The 25,027-nt window shown below is 71.2% G+C and carries 24 protein-coding genes; 13 read left to right on the forward strand and 11 right to left on the reverse strand.

Features of this window, described 5'->3' with window-relative positions:
* Nucleotides 1–11: 11 nt before the first annotated feature.
* Nucleotides 12–1,814, reverse strand: coding sequence for an acyl-CoA dehydrogenase (locus tag ACFY2Q_RS20865; RefSeq protein WP_387132601.1), 1,803 nt, complete (start codon nt 1,812–1,814; stop codon nt 12–14).
* Nucleotides 1,815–2,416: 602 nt separating this feature from the next.
* On the opposite strand from ACFY2Q_RS20865, the gene ACFY2Q_RS20870 reads away from it, so the two are divergent.
* A complete protein-coding gene (locus ACFY2Q_RS20870) occupies nt 2,417–2,797 on the forward strand; it encodes a VOC family protein (protein ID WP_387132604.1) in 381 nt (126 codons plus the stop codon).
* Between the two features lie 51 nt (nt 2,798–2,848).
* On the opposite strand, the gene ACFY2Q_RS20875 is transcribed toward ACFY2Q_RS20870, so the two are convergent.
* From ACFY2Q_RS20875 to ACFY2Q_RS20885, 3 genes are read right to left on the reverse strand one after another with little or no spacing between them, the layout of a single operon-like run.
* Entirely contained in the window at nt 2,849–4,105 is a 1,257-nt protein-coding gene (locus ACFY2Q_RS20875; protein ID WP_387132607.1) for an MFS transporter, read from the reverse strand.
* The gene (locus ACFY2Q_RS20880) at nt 4,102–4,737 is read right to left on the reverse strand and encodes an ArsR/SmtB family transcription factor (protein ID WP_387132609.1); all 636 of its coding nucleotides are present in this window, start codon (nt 4,735–4,737) and stop codon (nt 4,102–4,104) included. Before ACFY2Q_RS20880 ends, ACFY2Q_RS20875 begins: the two co-directional genes overlap by 4 nt.
* A 40-nt stretch (nt 4,738–4,777) precedes the next feature.
* Nucleotides 4,778–6,346 carry an LLM class flavin-dependent oxidoreductase gene (locus tag ACFY2Q_RS20885; RefSeq protein ID WP_387132611.1) on the reverse strand — a complete coding sequence of 523 codons (1,569 nt, stop codon included), beginning with the start codon at nt 6,344–6,346 and terminating at the stop codon, nt 4,778–4,780.
* Nucleotides 6,347–6,456: 110 nt separating this feature from the next.
* On the opposite strand from ACFY2Q_RS20885, the gene ACFY2Q_RS20890 reads away from it, so the two are divergent.
* Nucleotides 6,457–7,002 (forward strand): MarR family winged helix-turn-helix transcriptional regulator, encoded by a 546-nt coding sequence (locus ACFY2Q_RS20890; RefSeq protein WP_387132614.1) that lies wholly within the window; start codon nt 6,457–6,459, stop codon nt 7,000–7,002.
* An 89-nt stretch (nt 7,003–7,091) separates the two neighbouring features.
* On the opposite strand, the gene ACFY2Q_RS20895 is transcribed toward ACFY2Q_RS20890, so the two are convergent.
* Together ACFY2Q_RS20895 and ACFY2Q_RS20900 are read right to left on the reverse strand one after the other, a co-directional pair.
* On the reverse strand, nt 7,092–8,600 hold the full coding sequence (locus ACFY2Q_RS20895; protein ID WP_387132617.1) for a phosphoesterase: 1,509 nt from the start codon (nt 8,598–8,600) through the stop codon (nt 7,092–7,094).
* A 185-nt stretch (nt 8,601–8,785) separates the two neighbouring features.
* The gene (locus ACFY2Q_RS20900) at nt 8,786–9,181 is read right to left on the reverse strand and encodes a winged helix-turn-helix transcriptional regulator (protein WP_387132618.1); all 396 of its coding nucleotides are present in this window, start codon (nt 9,179–9,181) and stop codon (nt 8,786–8,788) included.
* Nucleotides 9,182–9,267: 86 nt separating this feature from the next.
* Here ACFY2Q_RS20900 and ACFY2Q_RS20905 point away from each other — a divergent pair, with 86 nt between their 5' ends.
* The 6 genes from ACFY2Q_RS20905 (at nt 9,268) to ACFY2Q_RS20930 (ending at nt 15,066) form a co-directional block, all read left to right on the forward strand.
* A complete protein-coding gene (locus tag ACFY2Q_RS20905) occupies nt 9,268–10,125 on the forward strand; it encodes an SDR family oxidoreductase (protein WP_387132620.1) in 858 nt (285 codons plus the stop codon).
* A 257-nt stretch (nt 10,126–10,382) separates the two neighbouring features.
* A complete protein-coding gene (locus tag ACFY2Q_RS20910; RefSeq protein ID WP_387132621.1) occupies nt 10,383–11,324 on the forward strand; it encodes an ion transporter in 942 nt (313 codons plus the stop codon).
* Nucleotides 11,325–11,403: 79 nt separating this feature from the next.
* A complete protein-coding gene (locus ACFY2Q_RS20915; RefSeq protein ID WP_387132623.1) occupies nt 11,404–12,573 on the forward strand; it encodes an acyl-CoA dehydrogenase family protein in 1,170 nt (389 codons plus the stop codon).
* Entirely contained in the window at nt 12,573–13,418 is an 846-nt protein-coding gene (locus ACFY2Q_RS20920; protein ID WP_387132624.1) for a phosphate/phosphite/phosphonate ABC transporter substrate-binding protein, read from the forward strand. Before ACFY2Q_RS20915 ends, ACFY2Q_RS20920 begins: the two co-directional genes overlap by 1 nt.
* Complete coding sequence (locus ACFY2Q_RS20925; protein ID WP_387132628.1) at nt 13,415–14,632, forward strand: ferritin-like domain-containing protein; 1,218 nt, start codon at nt 13,415–13,417, stop codon at nt 14,630–14,632. Before ACFY2Q_RS20920 ends, ACFY2Q_RS20925 begins: the two co-directional genes overlap by 4 nt.
* Nucleotides 14,633–14,712: 80 nt before the next feature.
* Nucleotides 14,713–15,066: a TraR/DksA family transcriptional regulator gene (locus ACFY2Q_RS20930; protein WP_387132632.1), complete on the forward strand. Its 354-nt coding sequence runs from the start codon at nt 14,713–14,715 to the stop codon at nt 15,064–15,066.
* A gap of 51 nt (nt 15,067–15,117) precedes the next feature.
* Here the strand turns inward: ACFY2Q_RS20930 and ACFY2Q_RS20935 are convergent, their stop codons facing one another.
* Entirely contained in the window at nt 15,118–16,539 is a 1,422-nt protein-coding gene (locus ACFY2Q_RS20935) for an NAD(P)-binding domain-containing protein (protein ID WP_387132635.1), read from the reverse strand.
* 52 nt (nt 16,540–16,591) lie between these two features.
* Nucleotides 16,592–17,089 (reverse strand): GNAT family N-acetyltransferase, encoded by a 498-nt coding sequence (locus tag ACFY2Q_RS20940; RefSeq protein ID WP_387132638.1) that lies wholly within the window; start codon nt 17,087–17,089, stop codon nt 16,592–16,594.
* Nucleotides 17,090–17,187: 98 nt separating this feature from the next.
* On the opposite strand from ACFY2Q_RS20940, the gene ACFY2Q_RS20945 reads away from it, so the two are divergent.
* From ACFY2Q_RS20945 to ACFY2Q_RS20965, 5 genes are all read left to right on the forward strand, one after another.
* Nucleotides 17,188–17,574 carry an ArsR/SmtB family transcription factor gene (locus tag ACFY2Q_RS20945; RefSeq protein WP_387132641.1) on the forward strand — a complete coding sequence of 129 codons (387 nt, stop codon included), beginning with the start codon at nt 17,188–17,190 and terminating at the stop codon, nt 17,572–17,574.
* 40 nt (nt 17,575–17,614) lie between these two features.
* Nucleotides 17,615–18,724, forward strand: coding sequence for an ACR3 family arsenite efflux transporter (gene arsB / locus ACFY2Q_RS20950; RefSeq protein ID WP_387132643.1), 1,110 nt, complete (start codon nt 17,615–17,617; stop codon nt 18,722–18,724).
* Nucleotides 18,721–19,128, forward strand: coding sequence for an arsenate reductase ArsC (locus tag ACFY2Q_RS20955; RefSeq protein WP_387132646.1), 408 nt, complete (start codon nt 18,721–18,723; stop codon nt 19,126–19,128). Before arsB ends, ACFY2Q_RS20955 begins: the two co-directional genes overlap by 4 nt.
* Nucleotides 19,129–19,428: 300 nt before the next feature.
* Nucleotides 19,429–20,823, forward strand: coding sequence for an enolase C-terminal domain-like protein (locus ACFY2Q_RS20960; RefSeq protein ID WP_387132647.1), 1,395 nt, complete (start codon nt 19,429–19,431; stop codon nt 20,821–20,823).
* 8 nt (nt 20,824–20,831) lie between these two features.
* Entirely contained in the window at nt 20,832–21,524 is a 693-nt protein-coding gene (locus ACFY2Q_RS20965; protein WP_387132648.1) for a FadR/GntR family transcriptional regulator, read from the forward strand.
* Between the two features lie 32 nt (nt 21,525–21,556).
* On the opposite strand, the gene ACFY2Q_RS20970 is transcribed toward ACFY2Q_RS20965, so the two are convergent.
* From ACFY2Q_RS20970 to ACFY2Q_RS20980, 3 genes are read right to left on the reverse strand one after another with little or no spacing between them, the layout of a single operon-like run.
* On the reverse strand, nt 21,557–22,375 hold the full coding sequence (locus tag ACFY2Q_RS20970) for an ATP-binding cassette domain-containing protein (RefSeq protein ID WP_387132649.1): 819 nt from the start codon (nt 22,373–22,375) through the stop codon (nt 21,557–21,559).
* Nucleotides 22,375–23,427 carry an ABC transporter substrate-binding protein gene (locus ACFY2Q_RS20975; RefSeq protein WP_387132651.1) on the reverse strand — a complete coding sequence of 351 codons (1,053 nt, stop codon included), beginning with the start codon at nt 23,425–23,427 and terminating at the stop codon, nt 22,375–22,377. The genes ACFY2Q_RS20970 and ACFY2Q_RS20975 overlap by 1 nt, the downstream gene beginning before the upstream one ends.
* Nucleotides 23,428–23,468: 41 nt before the next feature.
* Nucleotides 23,469–24,476 (reverse strand): ABC transporter permease, encoded by a 1,008-nt coding sequence (locus ACFY2Q_RS20980; RefSeq protein ID WP_387132652.1) that lies wholly within the window; start codon nt 24,474–24,476, stop codon nt 23,469–23,471.
* Nucleotides 24,477–25,027 lie beyond the last annotated feature (551 nt).

Below are 25,027 nucleotides of genomic sequence, written 5' to 3' on the forward strand. Positions count from 1 at the left end.
CCGACCGCCGTTCAGAACCAGTCCGCGCGCATGTCGAGCGTGGTCCGGTCCCGGCTGTCCAACAGGTCGAACTGAGGGCCGGTGCGGGGCAGTTCGACGGTGAAGAAGTAGCGGGCCGCCTGCCGCTTGCCGGCGTGGAACGCATCCCCGGCCTCCTCCGGCGGCAGCGCCAGCCACTGCTCCAGCCACATCCACGCGATCACCACGTGCCCGACCGCTTCCAGGTAGGTGCTGGCATTGGCCAGGGCGAGCACCGGGTCACCGTCGGCCCAGAGTCGACGGGTGACCGCGACGATCCGGTCCACCGCAGCGGTCAGCCGATCGGCCAACTCGGCGGCTTCCCCGCCGGCCTTGCGACCCCGGGTGGCGGCGTCCCGCAGCGTCTCGGTCAGCAGGAGCAGACCCGCACCGTCGTGCATTGTCATCTTGCGTCCCAGCAGGTCCAGCGCCTGGATGCCGTGGGTGCCCTCGTGGATCGGGTTGAGCCGGTTGTCCCGGTAGTGCTGTTCCACGTCGTGATCGCGTGTGTAGCCGGCGCCGCCGAGCACCTGGATCGCCAGGTCGTTGGCGGCCAGGCACCACTGCGACGGCCAGCTCTTCGTGATCGGGGTGAGCACCTCCAGCAGCAGGTGCGCACGCTCGCGGTCGACCTGCTCCGGGGCGGTCTTCTCCTCGTCGAGCAGCCGGGCGCAGTAGAGCACAAGGGCCAGCGCGCCCTCCACGTAGCTCTTCTGCGCCAGCAGCATCCGGCGTACATCCGGGTGGTCGATGATCGGCACCTGCGGCGCGGCCGGGTCCTTCGCGCCGACCGGCCGGCCCTGCGGCCGCTCCCGGGCGTACTCCAGGCTCTTGAGATAGCCGGTGTAGCCAAGCGCGGTGGCGCCGGCGCCGACGCCGATGCGGGCCCCGTTCATCATGTGGAACATCTGGGCGAGCCCCTGGTGCGGCGTGCCGACCAGGTGGCCGACCGCGCCGGGGCGACCGGCGGGGGTGTGCAGGCCGTCGCCGAAGCTGAGCAGGGTGTTCGTGGTCCCCCGGAAGCCCATCTTGTGGTTGAGCCCGACCAGCACCACGTCGTTGCGGTCGCCGAGCGAGCCGTCCGGCTCGACGAGCACCTTGGGCACGACGAACAGCGAGATGCCCTTCACCCCGGGCGGACCGCCGGGGATCCGCGCCAACACCAGGTGGACGATGTTCTCGCCCAGCTCGTGATCCCCGCCGGAGATCCACATCTTGGTGCCGAAGAGCCGGTACGTGCCGTCCGGCTGCGGCTCGGCACGTGTGGTGATGTCGGCGAGGGAACTGCCCGCGTGCGGCTCGGACAGGCACATCGTGCCGAAGAACCGACCCTCCAGCATGGGCCGGACGTAGGTGTCGACCTGCTCCGGGCTGCCGTGTGCCAGCAACAGGTTCGCGTTGCCCAGGGTGAGCATCGGGTACGCCGAGGTGGCCACGTTTGCCGCCTGGAACCAGGCGAAGCAGGCGGCGGCGACGGCGTGCGGCAGTTGCAGACCGCCGACCGAGGCGTCCAGCCCGGCGCTGAGCAGACCGGTCTCGGCGAAGCTGTCCAACGCGGCGCGGACCTGCGGGATCAGCCGGACCTGCTGCCCGTCGAACGTCGGCTCGGCGAGGTCGGCGGCCCGGTTGTGCGAGGCGAACTGCTCGGTGGCCACCCGCTCGGCGAGGTCCAGCGCGTCGTCGAACGTCTCCCGGGAATGCTCGGCGTAACGAGGACGCGCGACGAGCTGCGACACCCGCAGCCAGTCGTGCAGCAGGAAGTCCAGGTCGCGGCGTGAGAGCAGGGTGGACGGCACGGCACTCCTCGGAGGGGCGGGGGCGGCGGGTGGGTGCGGCGGTCGGGGCAGTCGTCGGACGTGTGCCGCTCTGGCCTCATCCTGTCGGATCGTTCGGGCGGGCACCACACCGACGGCACCGGACTGGGCCCCATCCACGGACGAGAATTGTCACACCGGGCGCTAGGGTCGCTGGCCGTGACCGAACCCGGAGACGTCCCTCCCGAGGTCCTCGACCGGCTGCGGCCGATCTGTCGTGCGCTGCCGGAGAGCTACGAGCCGGCGGCCATGATCGACACGAGGTCGGCGATGTCGGGGTGTCCGGGTGCCGTGGATACCCCGACATCGCCGATCCCGAGTGGATCACCCGGCGCAGCCGCACCTGACCGCAGGTCCGCGTTAGGGTCCCGGGCATGGCTGATTTCGTGCTTGTGGCGGGGGCGTGGCTGGGGTCACTGGCCGATGTTCTCGCAGCCCGCCGAGCTGGCCCGGCTGCTGCTGGAGCAGGCCGGCTGACCCACCCCGATCGACACCGAGCCGCCCACACTGAAGCGCGCTCGACAGCCCGACGGTCCGGCTTTCGAGCCGAGCGGAGCGGCACTGGCGGCGGTAATCTGCCGCGCATGCATCGAAGCCGTGTGTACGCGCTGTTGATCGACACTCCGCGCGCGGAGGCCGAGCAGGCTGCGCGGTTCTGGTCGGCGGCGCTCGGTGTCACCACCCGGTCGGATCCCGCCGAGCCGCAGTTCGTCGGCCTGTGCCAGGCCGTGCCGGGGCTGGTCACCGCCGTGCAGTCGGTCGACGATGCGCCACGCTTTCACCTCGACATCGAGACCGATGACGTGCCGGCCGAGACCGCCAGGCTGATCGACCTGGGGGCGACCGAGGTGACACGGTGGCAGGAGTGCCGGATTCTGCGGGCACCGGGCGGCCATCTGCTCTGCGTGCTGCCGGTGGAGAGCCCTGCGGAGGTTTTCGCGGCTGAGGCTCGTACCTGGCCGTGACACCCCTGGCCTCGGCCAGCACGGCGGACGCCGACCCCGGGTCCGGCGGTGTCAGGGTGCCGCGTCGTCGATGGACCTGATGTGGCGTACCGGCGACGCGAGCAGCCAGAACACCGCTAGCGCGCCGCCCAGACCGGCGACGACGAGTGTCGGCCGCAGGCCGATGGTGGTGCCAAGCGCGCCGCCGACCAACGCGCCGAGCGGCCGGATGCCGTAGTTGACGGCGCTGTACGCGCCGGCCCGGCGGCCCCGCGCGTCGTCGGGCGTGACGGCGGTGAGCAGGGCGTTGATGTTGACGTCCAGCAGCATCACCCCGACGCTGGAGACCAGCTCGACGGCCGCCAGCATGGCCACCTTCGCCCAGGTGGGGCCGCTGATCAGCGCGGTCAGTGCCAGCGGCGCGGGAAACAGCACCACACCGATCATCGCGGTGCGGCCGAGACCGATGGCGCGCGAGATCCGGGGTGCCAGCGCGGCGCCGGCGAGGCCGCCGAGCGCGCCGACCCCGAAGGCGATGCCGATGGCGCCGGCGGACAGCCCGAGGTCGCGGCTGGCGTAGAGCACCAGCAGGGCGGTGGCGATGAACGTGAAGAAGTTGACGGTGCTGGTGCAGCCGAGCGCGGCGCGCAGCACCGGGTGGCGAAAGACCAGCACGAGCCCTTCGCGGACGAGGGCGAGGGTGGAGGATCGGCGCGGCGGCGGGGGCGCCTCGGTGACCGGGATTCGGCCGAGCAGCAGGGCGGAGCCGAGGAAGGACAACGCGTCGACGACGATCGCGATCGGCGCGGTGAGAGCCTGGACCAGTCCCCCGCCGACGGCCGGTCCGGCGATGAACGACAGAGATCGGCTCAGGCTCAGCTTGCTTGTCGCATCCACGTAGGCGGATCGCGGCACCAGAGCCACGAAGAACGCCTGGTGCGCCATCGCGAACAACACCGCCCCGGCGCCGGTGAGCAGCGCGACCAGGTAGAGCTGGGTGAGGGTCACCGCGTCGAAGAGGTACGCCACCGGCAGGCTGAGCAGCACCGCCGCGCGGATCAGGTCGGCGATGATCAGGATTCGCCGCTTGTGGGTGCGCTGGTCGACCCACGCGCCGAGGAACAGGCCCAGCAGGTTGGGCAGCCAGATCAGTGCCGTGAGGACGCTGACCTGCGCGGGCGTGACCGCGAGGAGGGAGACGGCGATCAGCGGCAGTGCCAGCTCGCTGATCCGGTCGCCGAACTGGGAGACCGTCTCGCCGATCCAGAAGGTGCGGAACCGCCGGTCGCGGTGCAGGGCCGGTGCGGGCGGGGCCTCGATGGCGGTCATGACGCCGCAGGCCCGCCGGGCTCGCTCCGCACCGCGCCGGGCTCGGAGGGCAGTTCGGGCAGCAGGTAGCGCAACATCCGCACGACCTGCGCCCCGGCGGGCTGCGTGTCGTCGTCCTTGCGGCGCACGTACGGCGCGAGCAGGTCCTCGATCGCCTCTTCCAGTTGCCGCGCCTCGGCGGCGGTGGCGACGAACCAGGTGTCGGCGAGGCCGCCCACCCGTCGCCACTCGTCGTCCAGGCGGGGCTCGTCGTGCAGCAGCCACTGTTGGGGCGCCTCGGCGACGCGGGCGAACATCTCGCCACGCAGTTGCCGGCCGGCGGCCTGGCCTTCGGCGTCGTCGGGCAGGGCGAAACGGAAGCCCCGCGCGGCTGCCTGCCACCAGCGTTCCCGCTTGCTGGCGGCGCCCGGGACCCCTTGCGCGTCGGTGACGAGGCCGAACGTCGCGAGGTGGCGCAGGTGCCAGCTGACCACCGACGGGGTGGCGCCGACGTGCGGCGACAGCCCGGTGGCGGTTGCCGGGCCGTGCCGCTGGAGCCGGACGAGGATGGCGAGCCGGACAGGGTGCGCCAACGCCCGCAGTGCCTGCGGCTCGGTGATCTCGAAATCCCCGTACGAGTTCTTGAGAGACATGTTTCGAAAGTAGTCTCTCAGATCGATGGGGGCAACCCCGTCAGCTCACCCCGAGCCGGGCCAGCGGCTCGACAAGCTCACGCTCCTCGTAGCTGAGGTGCGACAGCAGGGTGTCGGTCAGCAGGTTGACCGCCTCGCGCAGCTCCGCCAACCCGTCCGGCGCGCCGACGTACGCGACCAGCGCCTTGTCGACGCCCTCCAGCACCTCGTGGATGACGTGGTGCTCCTGCTCCAGCCGATCGACGACCGGCCGCAGGCGGGGGTCGGCCTGCCGCAGCCGCGGAAAGAGCGCCTGGTCCTCGATGGTGTGGTGGGTGGTGACGATGCGGCAGTAGGACTCGCAGTAGGCACCGAGGGTCCAGCGGTTCTGCCGCATGGTCATCGTGTTGATCTGCGAGCGGGCCGCGCCGGCGTCGATCTCCCCCGCCGCGACCTGCTCGATCAGGTCGTGGATCTGGGCCAGTTCGCCACGTAGGCCGTCGTGGACCTGCACGAGATGCTGGCCGTTGGCCTGTTCGTGGGCGGTGTAGGTGCGCGTCGGGTCGGGCGTGGGGCCGGTCGGGCGCGCCGACTCGTCCCAGACCTGCCGGTCGCTGAGCCGCCGACCGTCGTCGGGCGTCGGCACCACCGCGAAGGCACCGCTTGTCACCCTCGCGCGGGCCGGCCGCGCCGACGGCGCGGGGACCAGAGGTTCAGTGACGGGGGTACGCGTCGACGCGCCGTCCCGCTCGGCGGCGACGATCTCCCGCACGGCGGGCGCCACCTCGCCGGCGAAGCGGCGCAGGTCGTCGGGGTCGTCGCTGGCGAGGATGAACGCGCTGATGCCGTCGTTGAGCGCGTACTCGGTCAGCTCGCGTACCCACTGCTCGGCCGGCCCGTGCAGCGGACCGCGCTCGGCGGTCGCGAACTGGCCGGAGATGTTGAGCAGCCGTCGGACGTCCCGGGGCGACCGACCGGCCTGCCGCGCGGCGTCGTCGATCATCTCGTTGCCCTTGGCCAGGTCACCGGGCTGGAGGTAGGCGAGCGAGGGCAGCCACCCGTCGGCCCGGCGACCGGTCAGCTCCAGCATCCGCGGCTTGTATGCGCCGAGCCAGATCGGCACCGCGTGGGCGGGCGCAGGGCCGCGCTTGGCGCCGAGCACCCGGTGGAACTCGCCGTCGACGCGCACTCCCCCGCGCGCCTCGGCGTCCCAGAGTTGGCGGATGACGTCGATGGCCTCCTCCAGCGCCCGGACCCCCTGCCCGGGGGTCAGCCGCCGGCCGCCCATCGCCTCGATGGCCTCCCAGAACGCGCCCGCGCCGAGGCCCAGCTCGATCCGGCCGCCGCTGAGCAGGTCGAGGCTGGCCACGCTGCGGGCGAGCACCGCGGGCGGACGCAGCGGGAGGTTCGTGACGTTCGCCGACAGGTGCACCCGGCTGGTTCGCGCGGCGACGTAGCTGAGCAGCGTCCAGGTGTCCAGGAATCTCGGCTGGTACGGGTGGTCCTGGAAGGTGACCAGGTCAAGCCCGACCTGCTCGGCCAGGACGGCGAGGCCGACCGTGCGCTCCGGGTCGTCGCTGTCTGGCGTGGTGAACGATCCGAAGATCAGGTCGTGACCGTAGTCGGCCATGGTGAGCCTCCGTTCCCCGACGCCCCGAACGGTGCGTCATGATGTCAACCTTATGTCAGACAGAACATCTGTTGCCAATAAGGTATGCCGAGCCGCGCTATCGTCGGGGTATGACGGGAGCCACTGACGCACGGGACAGGCCGGATCCGCTCGACGACGACCTGGGCTGGATGCTCGGCGTCGTCTTCCGTGGCTACGTCCGGGCGGCCGAGCACACGCTCACCGACTTTCCCGGCGGTCCGCGTGGCTACCAGGTGCTCACCGCCGCGATCAACGGGCCCGCCCGCAACCAGGGCGCCATCGCCGAGGAGCTCGGCATCGACCGCACCGTGCTGACGTACCTGATCGACGACCTGGAACGCCCCGGCTACGTCGCGCGGCGGGCGGACCCGGCGGACCGGCGCAGCCGGCTTGTGGATGTCACCGACGCGGGCCGCGCGGCCTGGGAACAACAACGGCGGGCGCTACGCAGGGTCGAGTCTCATCTGTTGGGGGCCCTCGATCCCGAGGAGTCGGCGAGCCTGCGGGCCCTGCTCCAGCGGATCGCCTGCTCGGCGCAGGCCGTCGACCCGCTGCGGGACCTCTGTGAGGCGGTGACGCAGGTGCGGCCCGAGCCGCCCGGCGACGGCCGCGCACCTCGCCACGGGAACCCCTGAGCGACCAGCCGGAGCAACGAACGCGGGCCCGCCCGCACCCCCGAACGTCGAGAGGTGCCGGCGGGCCCGACGTGCCGCTGCGGCGCAGGTCAGCGCACGTGCACGAACACCGGGTTGGAGTAGAACCAGAGGTCCTGCCACGGGCTCTCCAGCCCGTCCGCGAGCGGCTCGGCCTCGTCGGTGCTGGTGCCACGAACCCGCGCGTAGGTGTCGGCCTCGACGTTGCGCAGGGTGTGCCGGATGACGTAGTCCTCGCCCTGGCGACGCCAGTCGCGCGGGCCGAACCGGGCCACGACTTTTGTGGTGGGGTTGGTGTCGGCGTCCAGGCTGGCGCTCGGGCCGGTGATCTGCCCGACGATCAGGTCGACCCGGCGGACCTCGGGGCGGTCGCCGTTGGCGTTCTTGCCGTTCAGCGGACGGAACCTGATCTCGATCTCGACATCGGTGCGGCTGCGGCGGCTGACCGTGATGGTCTCGCCCACCTGGGCGGTACGCCCCTGCGACGTCGCGCTGACGTCGAGGTTGCGGATCAGGTCACCTGTGGTGACCCAGATCCGGCCGTTGCGCAGCCCGTCCATGATGTCGCCGTAGTCCTGGCGGGCGTGCACGTAGGTCTTGCTGTACTCGCCCGGCCAGAAGTCGGAGCCGCCGCGCGTCCAGTGCACGTGCGAGTCCGACGTCGCCGTGATCCACCAGCGCCGGCCCTCACCGAGCAGCGAGTCCCAGAGCCCACCGACACGCGCGGTCATCTGGTCGAAGCCGCCGTAGGTGGGGTGGTTGCCGTACCCGCCCCGCGCCCCGCCGTTGAGCGGGCCGGCCTGGTGACCGGGCGCGCCCTCGAAGCCGATGTAGACGTCCGGCGCGGCGTTGTTGCCGTTGCGGAACTCGCGCGGGGTGTCCTGGCCGTACACGCCGAGCCCGGGTGCCGAGCGGGACGCGTGGTGGGCGATCACCAGCGGCTTGTGCGGCATGTTGCGGGCGACCTTCAGGAACTCCACCATCTTGGCCTCGGTGTCGCGGGCCGGGTCGGTGGGGAACGCGTCGTACTTGGCGAACCGGCTCTCCAGCTCGAAGAGCTGCTTCGCCTCGTCGTCGTGGCGCGGAATCATGAGCGTGTGGTGGTCCAGCGAGGGCGCGTCGAACTCCATGCCCCAGAACTGGAGCACCTCGGGGACCAGCTTGCGGGAGCGCAGCAGGTCGGGGTACGCCTGCTCGATGTTCACCTTGGAGTGTGTCGGTCCACCGTGGTCGGTGCACATCGCCCAGGTCAGGCCGAAGTTCTTGGCCATGATGGCGTTGGTGACGATCGGGTAGACCGCGTCCGCGCCCTTGTGGAAGACGATCGGGGACTTCGTGGTGTCGAACTCGCCGCTGTACTCGGAGTGAACGTGGTGGTCACCGGCGCGCCACGCCCGGTTCTTCGTGGTGCCGGGGCCGTTCTTGTCGTCGCCGGGCCGGCGCTCCTCGTCGGCCCAGGCCGCGCCGCCGCCCACCAGCGGGCTGGCCGCGGCGAGCGTCGCGCCGACGCCCGCGTACTTGACCAGCGTGCGCCGAGACAGCTGCGCGCGCTCGGCCTCTTCGGGTTGCTTGTCCCTCACGTGAGAGCCTCTCCTCGATCAAGCGAATGCTCTTTCGATCAGGAAGCCTCGGAGAGCGCGGTGAACTCCCCCCGTACGGAGAGCGGGCGCACGATGAACACCCTTGCCGAGCACGTTGAGGGCACGGCAAGGGTGGCGGTTGGGTCACGCGACGACTGCGCTGGGTGCCAGCCGAACGCGAGGATCTAGCCTCGGTAGCGCTCGCGCGCGGCCCGCACCTCGGGCACCGAACTCTCCAGCAGGTCGGCGAGGCTCCGGAGCCGCTCGGCGACGCGGGCGCCGAGCGGGGTGAGCGAATATTCGACGCGCGGCGGAATCGTGCTGAGGACCTCACGGGTCACCATGCCGTCGCCCTCGAGGGTCTGCAGGGTCTGGGACAGCATCCGCTCACTGACCCCGTCGACGCGGCGGCGCAGGGCGTTGAACCGGTAACGACCCTCGCCCAGCGCGAGCAGGACCAGCGACGCCCACTTCGAGGTGACGTCCTCGAAGGCGGCACGCGAGGTGCAGTCGCGCGCGAAGACATCGCTGACGAGTTCCTGGGTAGGCGCTGCGGGGTCCGGGGACGGCCTGTCGGTCACGGCACCAGCCTACCCGTGCTTACTTCTACGCTAGTGCTATAGATTAGTAAGTGCTTTCAGATCGTCACCATCCCATGGAGATCCCCGTGCCCACCTATGCCGTCACCGGTGCCACCGGCCGACTGGGCCGACTGGTAATCGAGCGCCTGCTCGACACCGGCGTGCCCGCCGCCGAGATCGCCGCCGTCGTCCGCACCCCGGAGAAGGCCGCCGACCTGGCCGCCCGCGGTGTCGAGATCCGCCGCGCCGACTACGACGACCCGGTGACACTGCCCGGTGCCGTGGCCGGCGTACGCCGTCTGCTGCTCATCTCCGGCGACACCCCCGGCCAGCGCGTCGCCCAGCACACCGCCGTCATCGACGCGGCCAAGCTCGCCGGCGTCGAGCGCCTGTTCTACACAAGCATCCTCAAGGCCGACACCACGACGAACCCGCTGGCGCCCGAGCACCTGGCCACGGAGCAGGTGCTCGCCGCCTCGGGCCTCTCCCACACCGTGCTGCGCAACAGCTGGTACACCGAGAACTACACCGACCAGCTTCCGCAGTACCAACAGACCGGCACCATCCTCGGCGCCACCGCCGGTAACAAGGTCTCGGCCGCGACCCGCGCCGACTATGCGGCCGCTGCGGCCGCCGCGCTCACCCGCGACGAGCACGGCAACACCGTCTACGAGTTGGGCGGCACCGCCTTCACCTTCGACGAACTGGCCGCGGCCGTCAGCGAGGTCACCGGCACCACTGTCGTCCACCGGGACCTCTCCACCGCCGAGCTGGCCTCGACGCTGGAAGGCTTCGGCCTCGACGCGGGCACCGCCGGGTTCGTCGCCGCTCTCGACCACTCCATCGCCATCGGCGAACTGACCACCGACAGCGACGACCTCAGCCGCCTGATCGGCCGCCCGAGCACCCCGCTGCACGACGCCATCCGGGCCGCGCGGGCCTGAGCCGCCGCCGGCCCGGTCGGGGCGACGGGGGTACGCGCCGACCCGTCGCCCGGCCCGGCACGCAGGGACCGTAGGTCGGTCCGGGCGACAGGCGCCGAGCGAAGTCCCCTACCGTCAGTGTCCACACACCAACACCCGCACTCGTTGATCTTCGTTAGTCTCTTGGTCATGCCCGCACGCCCCCCGCATCGCCACCACGACGGCCGGAGGTGGGCCCACGTGGCGCCCCCGGCACACGCCGCCAGGCCGGCTGCCCGGTGAGTGCTGCGCCCGTGCCCGCGCAGCGGGGTACGCCGTCCCCGCACCCCAGGCCCCGCTGGGCCGACCGCTGCGACCGACTCGCGCGGTCGCGCCCCTTCGAAATCGTCATCGTCGTCGTCATCCTCGCCAACGGGATCGTCCTCGGTCTGGAGACGTACGACGAACTGACCTCGGCGAGCACTCTGCTGCGGTCGCTGGAGACGGCCTTCCGCGCGTTCTTCGTCGTCGAGATCGGCATTCGGCTGGCCGCCTACGGCCGCCGACCGCAGGACTTCTTCCGGCACGGCTGGAACATCTTCGACTTCGTGGTGATCGCGGCGATCTTCATTCCGGGCCTGCACGGCGACTCGGCGCTGCTGCGCGTGGTGCGGGTCGCCCGGATGCTGCGGCTGGTCCGGTTCTCGCCGGGCCTTCGTACGATCGTCTCCGCCCTGTGGCGCAGCCTTCCGGGCGTCGCCGGTTTCCTCGCCCTGGCCGTGGTGACGCTCTACGTGTACGGCATGGCCGGTTGGCTGATCTTCGGCACCACCTACCCCGAGGAGTACGGCGACATCGGCCGGTCACTGCTCACGCTGTTCGTGCTGCTGTCGCTGGAGACCCTGCCGGACCTGATGGCGCAGGGCATGGCCCTCTCGCCGTGGACGCTCGTCTACTACGTCAGCTACGTGCTCATCACCGTCAACCTGCTGCTCAACATCCTCATCGCGGTCATCGTCAACTCGATGGAGGAGGCACGCCGGTTGGAGATGACCGAGCGGCTGGCCCCCGACTACGACGAGGACGGCGACGGCGTACCGGACGAGGTCGACCGCATCGCGCTCACCCAGCGGCTGGACGATCTGCGGGCGGTCATCGCCGAGTTGGAGCGGGAGCTACGCATCGACAGGGAGGACGGGCACGGTCGCCCGCACCGCGACGGCGCCCACACCAGACGGTGATCTGACAGTCTCGCGCGGTAGCCGTCAGGTCGGATAGTCTCAGCGGCGGTCCCACCGGTTGAGCTGAAGGGACACCCGCATGACGGCCCCTGTCGACGCCACCCACCCCACGACCGACATCACGACCACCCTCGGCGCTCTGATCGATGACGTGATCCGACCCCAGGCGGCGACCGTCGACCGGGATGGGGTCTTCCCCCGTCAGGGCATCGATGCCCTCGTCGCGGCCGGCCTGCTCGGCCTGGCATCCTCGACCGACGTCGGCGGCGGCGGGCAGGGCATGCGCACTGTCGCCGGGGTCATCGAACGGCTGGCCGCCGAGTGCGGGTCCACGGCGATGGTGGTGCTCATGCACTACGCGGCCACCGCCGTCATCGAGGCGCACGGTCCCCGCGAGGTGCGCACGGCAATCGCCCAGGGCGGTCACCTGAGCACGTTGGCCTTCTCCGAGTTCGGCTCGCGCAGCCACTTCTGGTCGCCGACCGGCAGCGCGTCATCGGCCGACGACGGCACCGTCCGGCTTGACGCCCGCAAGAGCTGGGTCACCTCGGCCGGCGAGGCCAACAGCTACGTGTGGTCGAGCCTGCCGCTGTCCCCCACGGCGGGTTCGATGACACTGTGGCTCGTCCCTGCCGACACTGCCGGTCTGAGCATCACAGGCGACTTCGACGGGCTCGGCCTGCGCGGCAACGGATCCCGACCGATGACCGCGGACGGGCTCCACGTTCCTGCCGACGCGATGCTGGCCACCGACGGCGCCGGCCTCGACACCGCGCTGAGCGTGGTCCTGCCGTGGTTCCTGGTGCTCAACGCCGCGTTCTGCCTCGGCCTCGCCACCAGCGCGGTCGCCGAGGCCGGGCGGCACCTCACCCGGACCACGCTCACGCACACCGGTGCGGCCCTGCGCGACGCGCCCGTGACGCGGCGTGCCCTCGCCCAACTGATCATCCGCGCCGACGCCCTGCGCGCGTTCCTCGGCGACACCCTCACCGCGCTGGAGACCGGCCGCGACGACGCGATGCTGCGGGTGTTGCAGGTCAAGGCGCTCGCTGGCGAGACGGCCGCCGACGTGACCGACGGCGCCATGCAGCTCTGCGGCGGCAGCGCGTTCCGCAAGGAGTTGGGCCTGGAGCGCCGGTTCCGCGACTCCCGCGCGGCCCGGGTGATGGCGCCGACCACCGACGCGCTGCACGACTTCGTCGGTCGCGTAGCCACCGGGCTGCCGCTGCTCGACGAGGTCAACCGCTGATGCCGGCGCCGACGGTCCTGATGGGCGCTGTCGCGTACGACCCCAAGGTGGTGACCATCTGGGAGGGCTTCCGCGCCTGGCTCCGGGAGCAGGGCCTGGATTTCGACTTCGTCCTCTACTCGCACTACGAACGCCAGGTCGAGGACCTCGTCGCTGGCCGGATCGACGCGGCGTGGAACTCGCCGCTCGCCTGGCTGCGGGCCGAGCGGATGGCGAGGGCCAATGGCAGCGCCGTCCGCGCGCTCGTCATGCGCGACACCGACCGGGATCTCACGTCGGTCGTGGTGGTGCGCGCCGAGTCACCCGTGCGGCAGGTCGCGGATCTCGCTGGCCTGACGGTCGCCGTCGGAGCCGTGGACAGCCCACAGGCGACACTGATCCCGCTGGGCCACCTTGCCGCCGCCGGCGTCCAGGTCGACGTGCGCGGCTTCGACGTCGGCGTTGGTCTGCACGGCGACCACATCGGCGGGGAACGCGACGCCGCGCGGGCGCTGATGGCCGGGGAGGTCGATGCCGCCTGCATGATCGACGCCAACCACCTGACCTTCGTCCAGGATGGCACGCTGACGCCCGACGGCACCCGGGTCGTCGCGCAGACCGACCGCTACGACCACTGCAACATGACGGTCCGCGAGCCGACGTCCGCCGGGGTCGAGCTCTTCGGCACGCTGCTGCGTGGCATGTCGTACGCCGACCCGCAGGTCCGTCCGCTGCTCGACCTCGAAGGGCTGACGGCCTGGGAAGACGGCCGCACCACGGGGTACGACGCCCTCACCAGGGCTGTCGACGCGAGCGGGTTCTACGCCCCGGACGGACGGGTGACGGCCACGGGCTACCGGCCGTGAGCACCGCACCGCCCGCCGACGCCCAGCTTCACCTGGGCGGCCTGGGCTTCGGGCAGGGAGCACACCTGCTCGTGCAACGCGCCCTGGCCGGGCTCGCACCGGGCGGGCGGCTGGCGGTCTCCGGGCACGACCCGGCCCTGGCCGTCCATCTGCCGCCCTGGTGCCGGCAGCGGGGGCACCGGGTCGAGTGGCCGGCTCCCGCCGATCGCAGCGACCTGGTCGCGGTCGTCGTACGCGGCTCGGCTGTCGACGACCGCTGGTTCGGCGCGGAACGGGCCGGGCCGGCCCTGCCCTCGGGGCTGCACAGCAATCCCCCGCCGCGGTGGGGCCTCGGTGCCCGTGGCGCGCTGCTCGAAGCCGGCGGTACGGAGAGTCGCTTCGACCTGGACGAGCGGGACCTGGTCTGGGCCGACGTCGCGCCCAAGCTCTACGCGCAGGCCGCCGCGCGGCAGTGGGACCCGGAGACCGCGGTGCCCTGGGACGACGCGTTCGCGCTGCCGCCCGACGTCGAGGCCGCTGTGGTGCAGGTGATGACCTACCTGGTCGAGAACGAGCAGGCCGCTCTCGTCGTGCCGGCGCGGTTCGTCGGTCGCATCCACCCACACTTCCGCGAGGTGATGCAGCTCCTCGCCGTGCAGATGGCCGACGAGGCTCGACACATGGAGGTGTTCAGCCGGCGGGCGCTGCTGCGGGGCGCAGAGTTGGGCACGTCATCGGTCGGCGGCCGGCAGTCGCTCTTCACACTCGTCGCCGAGTCGGACTTCGCGCTTGCCTCGTTCCTGCTGTCAGTGCTCGGCGAGGGCAGTTTCGTCGACCTGCTCTCGTTCCTGGAGCAGCACGCACCGGACCCGGTGACCCGCCGGATCTGCTGGCTGGCGATGCAGGACGAACGCCGGCACGTGGTGTTCGGCATGGCGCATCTGGAGCACCAGGCAACAGTGGATCCGCTGCTGCGTGACCGGCTGCGTGCGGCGATCCACCGCCGCCACGACGCGCTTGTGGACACCGCCGGGCTCAATGCGGACGTCTTCGACGCGCTTGTGGTGCTCGCGGCAGGCGGGTGGGGCCCGGATGAGATAGCCGCCGGCTTCGGTCGGGTGCGTGCCCTTCAGGCCGCGATGGACCAGGGCCGCCAGCGTCGGCTGGTGCGGCTGGGCTTCCGGCCCGACGAGGCGGCGGCGCTCTCCGTCCTGCACACCCGCAACTTCATGTAGAACCGCGCTGGCTCCGGGATGACGGCCGTCTCGGACGGTGGGTGCGGTGACCGCGCCATCGGCAGTACCGTGGAACGGTCATGAACACCGATTCCAGCGCAATCCGCCAGGAACTGCTACGCCTGCGTGAGCAGACCGAGGCTCAGGCCGCCGCCCTGGACGGCGATCTACGGAGCCTCTTCGAGGCGTCCCGGTCGTCCAACGCCGACGACGAGCACGACCCGGAGGGCAGCACGATCGCCTTCGAGCGGGCACAGCTCAGCGCCGTCCTGGACGCGGCGCGCCGCCGCCTCGTGGAGCTGGACGTCGCCCTGCAGCGGGTGGACGCCGGCAACTACGGCGTGTGCGAACGGTGCTCGCGCCCGATTCCCGCCGAACGGCTTGTCGCCCGCCCGTCGGCGCGTACCTGCGTGGCGTGCGCCGCTCGACGGTGACGGTGCCCGTTCACCGCGGTGGGTGACGGGCACCGTCGTCGTATCCGGTGCTCAGCTGGCGCAGCAGCCGCCGGCCTGGGCATCGGTGGGTACGGCGTCGAGCGTGACCAGGTTGAGCGGGGTGGCCAGCAGGCCGCCGGAGATGCCGGTGGCCAGCCCGCGTGCGGTCGGCTCGGCCGACGGCGCCGGCCCGCAGCAGCCGCCGTCGTCGGTCGTCGAGTCGACGGGGTTGCTGTTGCAGACGCCGGTCTCGGGCAGGTCGAGCTGGACGTCCCGGGCGGCGGCCCAGTCCCCGGCGAGGGCGGCGACGACACTGCGGGCCTGTTCGTAGCCGGTGGCCATGAGGAACGTCGGCGCTCGACCGTAGGACTTCGCGCCGACCGCGTAGTAGCCGGGTTCGGGGTGGGTGAGCTGGTCGACTCCGTGCGGCGGGACGGTGCCGCAGGAGTGCTCGTTGGGGTCGATCAGTGGGGCCAGCGCCCGGGTGGCGCCCATGATCGGGTCCAGGTCGAGGCGCAACTCGGCGGCGATCGTGTGGTCGGGACGGAAGCCGGTGGCCGCGACGACACGATCGGCGAGGACCGTCTCCTCGGTGCTGTCGGCGCGCCGGACGACCACGGCGACACGCCCGTCGGCGGGGGTGAGAGCGTGCACCCAGAAGCCGGTGAGCAGCCGGATCCGGCCGGCGTCGACGTGCTCACGCAGGCGCGATCCGAGGGCGCCGCGCGCCGGGAGGGCGTCGGCGCTCCCGCCGCCGTACGTCCGCGTCGGCGAGTCGGTCCGGATCGCCCAGCTCACCCGCGTGCCGGGCTGCTGGGCGGCAAGGTCCGCCAGAGACAGCAGGGTGTTGGCCGCCGAGTGGCCCGCGCCCACGACAAGTGTGTGCCGCCCGGCGAACCGGTCCCGGTCGGCGCCGAGCACGTCCGGCAGCGCATGTTCCAGGTACGCGGCCACGTCGGCCTCGCCCCGGGCGGGCAGGCCGGACGCGCCGAGCACGTTCGGGGTACGCCAGGTGCCGGTGGCGTCGATGACGGCGCGGGCCAGCAGTTCGTCGCCGTCGGCGAGGCGGATGAGGAACGGGGTGGTGTCACGTCCGGCGCTGCGCAGCCGGTCCAGGCCGAGGCGGCTGATGGCCTCGACCCGGGCGCCGTAGCGCAGGTGCGGTTTGAGCTGCGGCGACTGCGCGAGCGGCTGGAGGTAGGTGTCGACGAGTTCGGCGCCGGTCGGCAGGGCCTCCGGGTCGGGGGCGAGCCATCCGGCCTCGTCCAGGATCAGACGGGCGGCCGGGTCGATGTTGTAGCGCCACGGGGAGAACACCCGTACGTGCCCCCACTGCCGCACGGTGGCGCCGGCGGTGTGCCCGGCCTCCAGGACGAGGAAGGGCAGGGCACGCTCGTGCAGGCGGGCGGCGGCGGCCAGGCCGACGGGGCCGGCGCCGATGACCACGACGGGCAGGTTGTCCAGGGCGCTCATCAGGAACTCCTTCGCGGGGAAGCTGTCAGGTCGGGCAGGCGATGCCGGCCCATCAGGTGACGGTGGGGCTGCGGCGTTCGAGCAGGACCACGTCACGCCAGCGGTCGTGGTGACGGCCGACGCGTTCGCGGACACCGACGACGCGGAACCCGGCCCGCTGGTGCAGGCGCAGGCTGGCGGCGTTCTCCGGAAAGACGCCGGACTGGATCGTCCAGATGCCGGCGGCCTCGGTCGAGGCGATGAGCGCGTCGAGCAGCCGCCGGGCGATCCCCCGCCCGTGGGCGCTCGGATCGACGTAGACGGAGTGTTCGACCACGCCGGCGTAGACCGCGCGGGTCGAGGTCGGCGAAACGGCGATCCAGCCGAGGACGGTGCCGGCGGCGTCGACAGCCACGAAGCGGTGCGCGGTCAGCCTGGTGGCGTCGAACGCCGCCCAGGTCGGCGCCGTGAGCTCGAAGCTGGCGTTGCCCGCGTCCAACCCGGCCTGGTAGATCACCAGGACGCGGTCGGCATCGGCGGCGATCATGGGCCGGACGCTGATGTCCGCCATCGACAATCTCCCTTCGAGTCGCCACGATCGGGCGCCTGTCTTGACGTCCGTCGAATCAAACACTTGCACACTGTTTAGAGACCTGTCAACCTAGAGGAATGTCGAAACAGCCGGCCCCTCTCGCACCCGTCGACCTGGCCGTGGACCTGGCCGTGGACGCGCCGTGCTGCCCGTCCCTGACCGAGCGCCGCGTGCCGGCCGAGACGGCAGCCGTGCTCGCCCCCGCGTTCAAGGCCCTGGGCGACCCGGTACGGCTGCAACTCATGTCGATGATCGCCTCCGCTGCGGACGGGGAGATCTGCGTCTGCGACCTGACCCCCGCGTTCGACCTGACCGGACCGACCATCTCGCACCACCTCAAGACGCTGCGCGAGGCGGGGCTCGTGGACGCCGAGCGTCGGGGCACCTGGGTCTACTACCGGGCGCGGCCGGCCATCCTGCGCCAACTCGCCGCACTGCTCGCCATCGGGCCGACGCAGTCGTGACCGACGAGCGTCGCGCACCAGCCGACCGACCGGAGCACGCGTGAGCACCACCCTGCGGCCCTCACCGACCGACAACCACGTGGTCGGCCGACTCTCCCGGCTCGACCGGCTCCTGCCGGTCTGGATCGGGTTGGCCATGCTCGCCGGGCTGTTGCTCGGCCGCCTGGTTCCCGGCCTGAACAGCACCCTGGACGCGGTGGCGGTCGGCGGAATCTCCCTGCCGATCGCGATCGGCCTACTGATCATGATGTATCCGGTGCTGGCCAAGGTCCGCTACGACCGGCTCGGCACCGTCACCGGCGACCGTCGGCTGCTGATCTCCTCACTGGCCCTCAACTGGCTCGTCGGCCCCGCCGTGATGTTCGCACTGGCCTGGATCTTTCTGGCCGACCAGCCGGCGTACCGGACCGGCCTGATCATCGTCGGCCTGGCCCGCTGCATCGCCATGGTGATCATCTGGAACGACCTCGCCTGCGGCGACCGGGAGGCCGCCGCCGTCCTGGTGGCGCTCAACTCGGTCTTCCAGGTCCTCGCCTTCGGCCTGCTCGGCTGGTTCTACCTGTCCGTGCTTCCCGGCTGGCTGGGGTTGCCCGGCGCCGAACTGGCCATCTCGGCCTGGGATCTCGCCGGCAACGTGCTCGTCTTCCTCGGCATTCCCCTGCTGGCCGGCTACCTCACCCGCCGACTGGGCGAACGCGCCAGGGGTCGGGACTGGTACGAGAACCGCTTCCTACCGAGGATCGGCCCGGCCGCCCTCTACGGGCTGCTGTTCACCATCGTGATTCTGTTCGCCCTCCAGGGTGACGCCATCACCAGCCGCCCCGTCGACGTCGTGCGCATCGCCCTGCCCCTGCTTGTGTACTTCGCCCTCATGTGGGCCGGCTCGTACGCCCTCGGCCGGGCCATCGGTCTCGGCTACGAGCGGACCACCACCCTCGCGTTCACCGCCGCGGGCAACAACTTCGAACTCGCCATCGCCGTCGCGATCGGCGCCTTCGGTGTCGCCTCCGGCGAGGCGCTCGCCGGGGTCGTCGGCCCACTGATCGAGGTGCCCGTCCTGGTCGGGCTCGTCTACGTCGCACTCTGGGCACGCCGCCGCTACTTCAGCACCAACGCCACGACACCGCCGACCGGGAAGGCAACCCCATGAGCGACAAGCCGAGCGTCCTGTTCGTCTGCGTGCACAATGCCGGCCGTTCGCAGATGGCCGCCGGCTGGCTGCGCCACCTCGCAGGCGACAGCGTCGAGGTCCGTTCGGCCGGCTCCGCACCGGCCGCGACGGTCAACCCCGCCGTCGTGCAGGCCATGCGGGAGGTCGGCATCGACATCGCCGACCAGACCCCCAGGATCCTGGAGTACGCCACCGCCGAGTCGTCCGACATCATCGTGACCATGGGCTGCGGCGACGCCTGCCCGGTCTTTCCCGGCAAGCGCTACGAGGATTGGAAGCTCGACGACCCGGCCGGCAGGGGCATCGACGCCGTCCGCCCGATTCGCGACGAGATCCGTGCCCGAGTGCAGCGTCTCGTCGCCGAGCTGCGCCCGACTGACTGATCGCAGGGGCCGGCACCCCGCCTTCGGCGATCCGGGGTGCCGGCCGACTGCGCCTCCGGATGGCCACCGGCGCGTGGGCTACCTGGCGCACCATCAGGCCCCGCGAGCGAGGTCGGCGGCCGGAGGTGCTGAGGAATCTACAAAGATGTGATGTATCGAGTCAATGACCGCAATGAATGACTCCCATACCCTCCGATCCTCGGTGGCGCAGGAGCGCTTCAGTGCCATTGACGTCCGGATCGACGCCTCCGTAGACTCCGGTTGATCATCTGATCTTTAGCCGAGTCGGGCGAGGAGCGCATGCCGCAGATCACCGCCGTCACCGTCGAGGACGTCCGCTTCCCCACCTCGCTGACCGCCGACGGGTCCGACGCCATGAACAAGGACGGCGACTACTCGGCGGCATACGTCACACTGCACACCGACGGCGTCGACAGCGCGGGTGCGCCGCTGGCGGGCCACGGGCTGACCTTCACCATCGGCCGGGGCAACGACATCGTCGCCGCGGCGGCGGTGCACCAGGCCCAGCACCTGGTGGGCCTGGACGTCGCCACGATGGCCGCGGACATGGGGGCGGTCTACCGTCACCTCACCTCCGACTCCCAGTTGCGGTGGCTCGGCCCGGAGAAGGGCGTCATCCACCTGTCCCTGGCGGCCGTGTTGAACGCGGCGTGGGACCTGGTCGCACGGGTCGCCGACAAGCCACTGTGGAGGCTGCTCGTCGACATGTCCCCCGAGCAGCTCGTCGACATCGCAGACCTGCGCTATCTCTCCGACGCGCTGACCCGCGACGAGGCCCTGGCCATCCTCCGCACCAAGGAGAGCACGAAGGCCGATCGACTGGCCGAGCTGGCCCGCACCGGCTATCCCGCGTACACCACCTCGGCGGGTTGGCTCGGCTACGGCGACGACAAGCTGCGGCGGCTGTGCCAGGAGGCGGTCGACTCGGGTTACGGCTACGTCAAGCTCAAGGTGGGCGCCGACCTCGACGACGACATCCGCCGCTGCGGGATCGCCCGGGACATCCTCGGCCCGCACCGCCACCTGATGATCGACGCCAACCAGGTGTGGGACGTCGGGCAGGCCATCGAGTGGGTTACCGCACTCGCCCGCTTCGCACCACTGTGGATCGAAGAGCCGACCAGCCCCGACGACATCCTGGGGCACGCGGCCGTCCGCCGTGCCGTGGCGCCGATCGGGGTCGCCACCGGCGAGCACTGCCACAACAGGGTGATGTTCAAGCAGCTGTTCCAGGCCGGAGCGATCGACTTCTGCCAGTTGGACACCGGCCGGCTGGCGAGCATCAACGAGATCGTCGCCGTGTTGCTGCTCGCCGCCAAGTTCGGCGTCCCCGTGTGCCCGCACGCCGGAGGTGTCGGGCTGTGCGAGATGGTCCAACACATCTCGGTGCTCGACTACGTCGCGATCTCGGGTGATCTCACCGGCCGGGTCACCGAGTTCGTCGACCACCTGCACGAGCACTTCACCGACCCGTGTGTCGTCCGGGACACCGGTTCGGGCAGCGGCTACGTCCTGCCCACCATGCCCGGCTACTCCACCCGGATGCGCCAGGAATCGCTCGCCCTCTACCGGTTCCCCGACGGGCACTACTGGGCGGCGGCGGGCCCGGCTACCGTGTCATCTCCGGATCCGTACGTCGTCGCGGGTGGGACAGCCACCCCGGCCGCCCGCTAGGAGGTGCCATGTCTCGCACCGACGAGGTGGTGAACGGCATCAAGCGGATGATCCTCGAAGGGTCGTTCAAGCCCGGGGACCGGTTGCCCATCGAGAAGGACCTCGCCGAGTCGCTCGGTGTCTCGCGCGGCTCACTGCGCGAGGGGATGTCGGCGCTGTCGATCCTCGGCATCGTCAACATCCGCCAGGGCGACGGCACGTACGTCACGAACCTCGACGCGCCGCGACTGCTGGCCCCGATGGGTTTCGTCGTCGACTTCCAGGGCCAGGGCGACCCGCGGCACATTCACGCCGTCCGTCGTCTGCTGGAGTGCGACGCGGCCGGGCTGGCGGCGACCAGGATCACCGACGAGGCTCTGGCCCAGGCCGGGGATTTGCTCGACGAGGCGGCCCGGATCGTCGGCCAGTCGCCGCAGGACCACGAGCGGCTCATCGAGATCGACATCGCATTCCACCGAATCATCGCCGTGCACGCCGACAATCCGGTGCTCACCGGCCTGATCGAGGCGTTCGCCGGGCGTACGGTGCGGGGGCGGCTCTGGCGGAGCCTGCACGAGGAGGGTGCCGACCGCCGTACCCACGACGAACATGTGGCGATCCTGAAGGCCCTCGTGGCACGCGACCCCGAGCGGGCCCGCATCCGGATGGCCAACCACCTGATCGGGGTGGAGGAGTCGTTGCAGGGGCTGCCCGAGGAGTGAGGCGGATGCCCGCCCCCTCCCGGCTGCGGTCGTCACCGTTCGTCCCGCTCGACGCTCGTGCTCCCGGTCATCGCCGCGACCAGGTCGTCGGTGGTGACCTCATCGGCGCGTAGGCGGGCGGCCCGCCGGCCCAGGCGCAGCACCTCCACCCGGTCGGCGATCTCCAGCACCTGCGGCATGTTGTGGCTGACCAGCACCACCGACATACCGGCGTCGCGGGCACGCCGGACGACGTCGAGCACCCGGGCGGTCTGGACGACGCCGAGCGCCGCGGTGGGCTCGTCGAGGATGACGACGTTTGTCGCCCAGATGATGGCGCGGGCGACGGCGACACACTGCCGTTGCCCGCCGGACAGCATCGCGATGGGTGTGGTGACCCGCGGGATCCGTACGCCGAGCTGGTCGAGGGCCGCGGCGGCGCCCTGCCGCATGGCGCGCTTGTCGAGCAGCCCGAGCCGGCCCAGTGGCCCGGAGCGCAGGATCTCCCGGCCGAGGTAGAGGTTGGCGGCGACGCTGAGGTCGTCGGCGACAGCGAGGTCCTGGTAGACGGTCTCCACGCCGGCGCGGCGGGCGTCGACGGGGGTGGCGAACCGGACCGGAGCGCCGCCCACCAGGATCTCGCCCTCGTCGGGCGTGTGCACCCCGGAAAGAGTCTTGATCAGCGTGCTCTTGCCCGCGCCGTTGTCGCCGATGAGCGCGACGACCTCGCCCCTGCCGACGGTGAAGTCAGCGCCGCGCAGCGCCTCGACGTGGCCGAACCGCTTGACGATGCCGCGAGCTTCGAGCACCGGCGGCTCGTCGGGGACGTGACGTTGGTCGCCGTCGCTGACCACCGAAGGGCTGGCCGCCATCACTGCACCGGTGGGTTGTCGCAGCTGGGTTCGAGCACGGCCTTGATCTCCGCAGAGTCGATGTTGGCCTTGGTGACGAACGTGACGCCGGTGTCCGCCGACGCCAATGGCGCCTTGTCGCGCAGGTGCTTGACCATCTTGTCGACGCCGAAGTAGCCCATCTTGAACGGGTTCTGCACGACGAGCGCCGAGATCTGGCCGCTGCGCAGCCCGGCGACCTCGTCGGGCGCGGCGTCCCAACCGATGATGACGACCTTGCCGGACTTGTTCGCCGCCTGGATGGCCTGGGCGGCGCCGAGCACACTCTGCTCGTTGGCCGCGAAGACGCCGGCGAGGTTCGGGTTGGCGGTCAGGATGTTCTCGGTGACCCGACGTGCCTCGTTGACGTCGCTGCGGCTGGGCTGCTGCCCGACGAGCTTCAGGTTGGGATATCCGGCCAGGCCGCTCTTGAAGCCCTCGACCCGCTCGGTGTTGGTCTGCGACCCCGGCTGGAACTCGACGAGCGCCACCTCGTGGTTACCCGGGCCCAGCTCCTTCGCGAGCAACTTCGCCGCCTCGCCGGCCGCGGCACGGTTGTCGGTGGCGAACAGCGGCACCGTCGACGGCTGCGGACTGGTGCCGGAGTCGATCATCGCCACCGGGATGTTGGCGCCGAGCGCCTGGTCGGTGGCGGGTGCCAACGCCTGGGAGTCGGTGGCCGCGTAGACGATGCCGTCGACCTTCCTGGTGACGAAGTTCTGGATCAGGTTTACCTGGCCCTCGACGTCCGTCTCGGTCGTGACGCCGTCCCACTGCACGGTGACGTCGCCGGCGCGCTTGGCGGCGCACTCGGCGCCGGCCTTCACCGTGTTCCAGTAGTCGGCGCCGACGGCCTTGGGCACGACGGCGAGCTTCAGCGGACCGCTGGCGTCGGCCGACGCGCCGTCGCCGCCGTCGCGGACCTCGACCCCGCCGCAGGCGCCGAGCAGGGCGACGACAGCTGCGGCGGCGAGCAGGCCCGGCGCGCGCAGGTGCCGTCCTCGGGTCCGCCGGCTGGTGGTGGTGTGTGCCATGGTGTGCGTCCTTCCTCTGTCGAGCTGCGGGGAACGGCGGGTCAGCCCCGGGACTCCAGTCGCCGGCGGCGGTACTGGTCGAAGTAGACGGCGGCCCAGATGATCACGCCGACGATCACCTGCTGGTAGTGGATGCTGATGTCGAGCAGGACGGCGCCGTTGCGGACCAGCGCGATGAGGAAGGCGCCGATGATGGTTCCGAGGATCCGACCCTGGCCTCCGAAGAGGCTGGCGCCGCCGATGACCGCTGCGGCGATGACGTCGAGTTCCAGCGAGATGCCGTAGTTCGGCTGGCCGGAGTTGACCCGCGAGGCGGCGATCATGCCGCCCAGCCCGACCAGGACGCCCGCGAGGACGTAGACACCGGTCAGGTGGCGGCCCACCCGGATGCCCGAGCGCCGGGCCGCCTCCAGGTTGGAGCCCATCGCGTACGTGTACTGGCCGAAGCGGGTCTGGGACAGCAGGAACGCGACCCCGACGGCGACCACGGCGGTGATCACCACGGCGAACGGGATGCCGGCGATCTCACCGTTGCCGAGCAGTTGGAAGGACCGGGGCAGGCCGTACACCCCGACGGCTCCGGTGATGATGAAGACCAGGCCGCGCACGGCGGACATCGTTCCCAGCGTCGCGATGAACGGGGGGATCCGGGCTACGGTCACCAGCAGCCCGTTGACAAGCCCGGCCAGCGCGCCGACGCCGATCGCCACTGCCGTCGCCGCCAGGAGCGGGAGACCCAGGTCACGGACGACAATCGCCCCTGTCACACCGGCGAGCGCGGCGACCGACCCGACCGACAGGTCGATGCCCCCGGTGATGATGACCATGGTCTGAGCGGCGGCGATGATGGCGATCACCGCCGTCTGCGCGCCGATGTTGAACAGGTTGTCCGCCGTCAGGAAGTACGGGCTCGCGACGCTCAGCGCGATGAACAGCACGACGAGCGCGGTGGCGGCGGTGAACTCGGCGACGGCGTGCGAGACCCGCTCACGGAGTCGGTCGGTGAGCACGTCACCCCGGGCCGACGAGGTTGCCTCGGCGGCGCTCATCGCCGGGACCGTCCTTTCCCGACCGGCTCGCCGAAGCCGGGCACGGCATCGGCGGTGAACCGAGCACTTGTCAGCAACCGGACCTCCTCAGGAAGTCACGCACGGCCCCACACCTACGCGATAGATCAGATGTTTCGGTTGATCAGGCGTTACCATGCCACGGATTCGTCGGCATTGCCAAGGTGCTACCGCCATGTTTTGCCGCCGTCGCTCGCGTTACGGAGCGCATACGTCTGATCAAACTCGCTCAGCCCTTGTCGGCGGGCAGGCAGGGAGGCAGCACGGGACCGCCGGATGCGCCGGGCAGCCCACGCCGGACGCACCGGCATCGCCGTGCGGCGGCTCCCGACAGCCCTGTTAGCGGTAACGCCTCATGCCCGAAACCGTCACCAGGCGGCAGGGCCCGGCGACTCCCAAGGCGCATGTTATCGATAACAGGCGATGGTCCGCCACGGCATGCCGTCCGCGCCCCCGCTCGACGCCCGACGCGTCGCGGCTGTCGCACTCTCGGAGACGGCGGCAGCCGAGGGCCCGGGGGCGCCGATTTCCGG

Source organism: Micromonospora sp. NPDC000316 (assembly GCF_042898885.1).
Lineage (GTDB): Bacteria > Actinomycetota > Actinomycetes > Mycobacteriales > Micromonosporaceae > Micromonospora.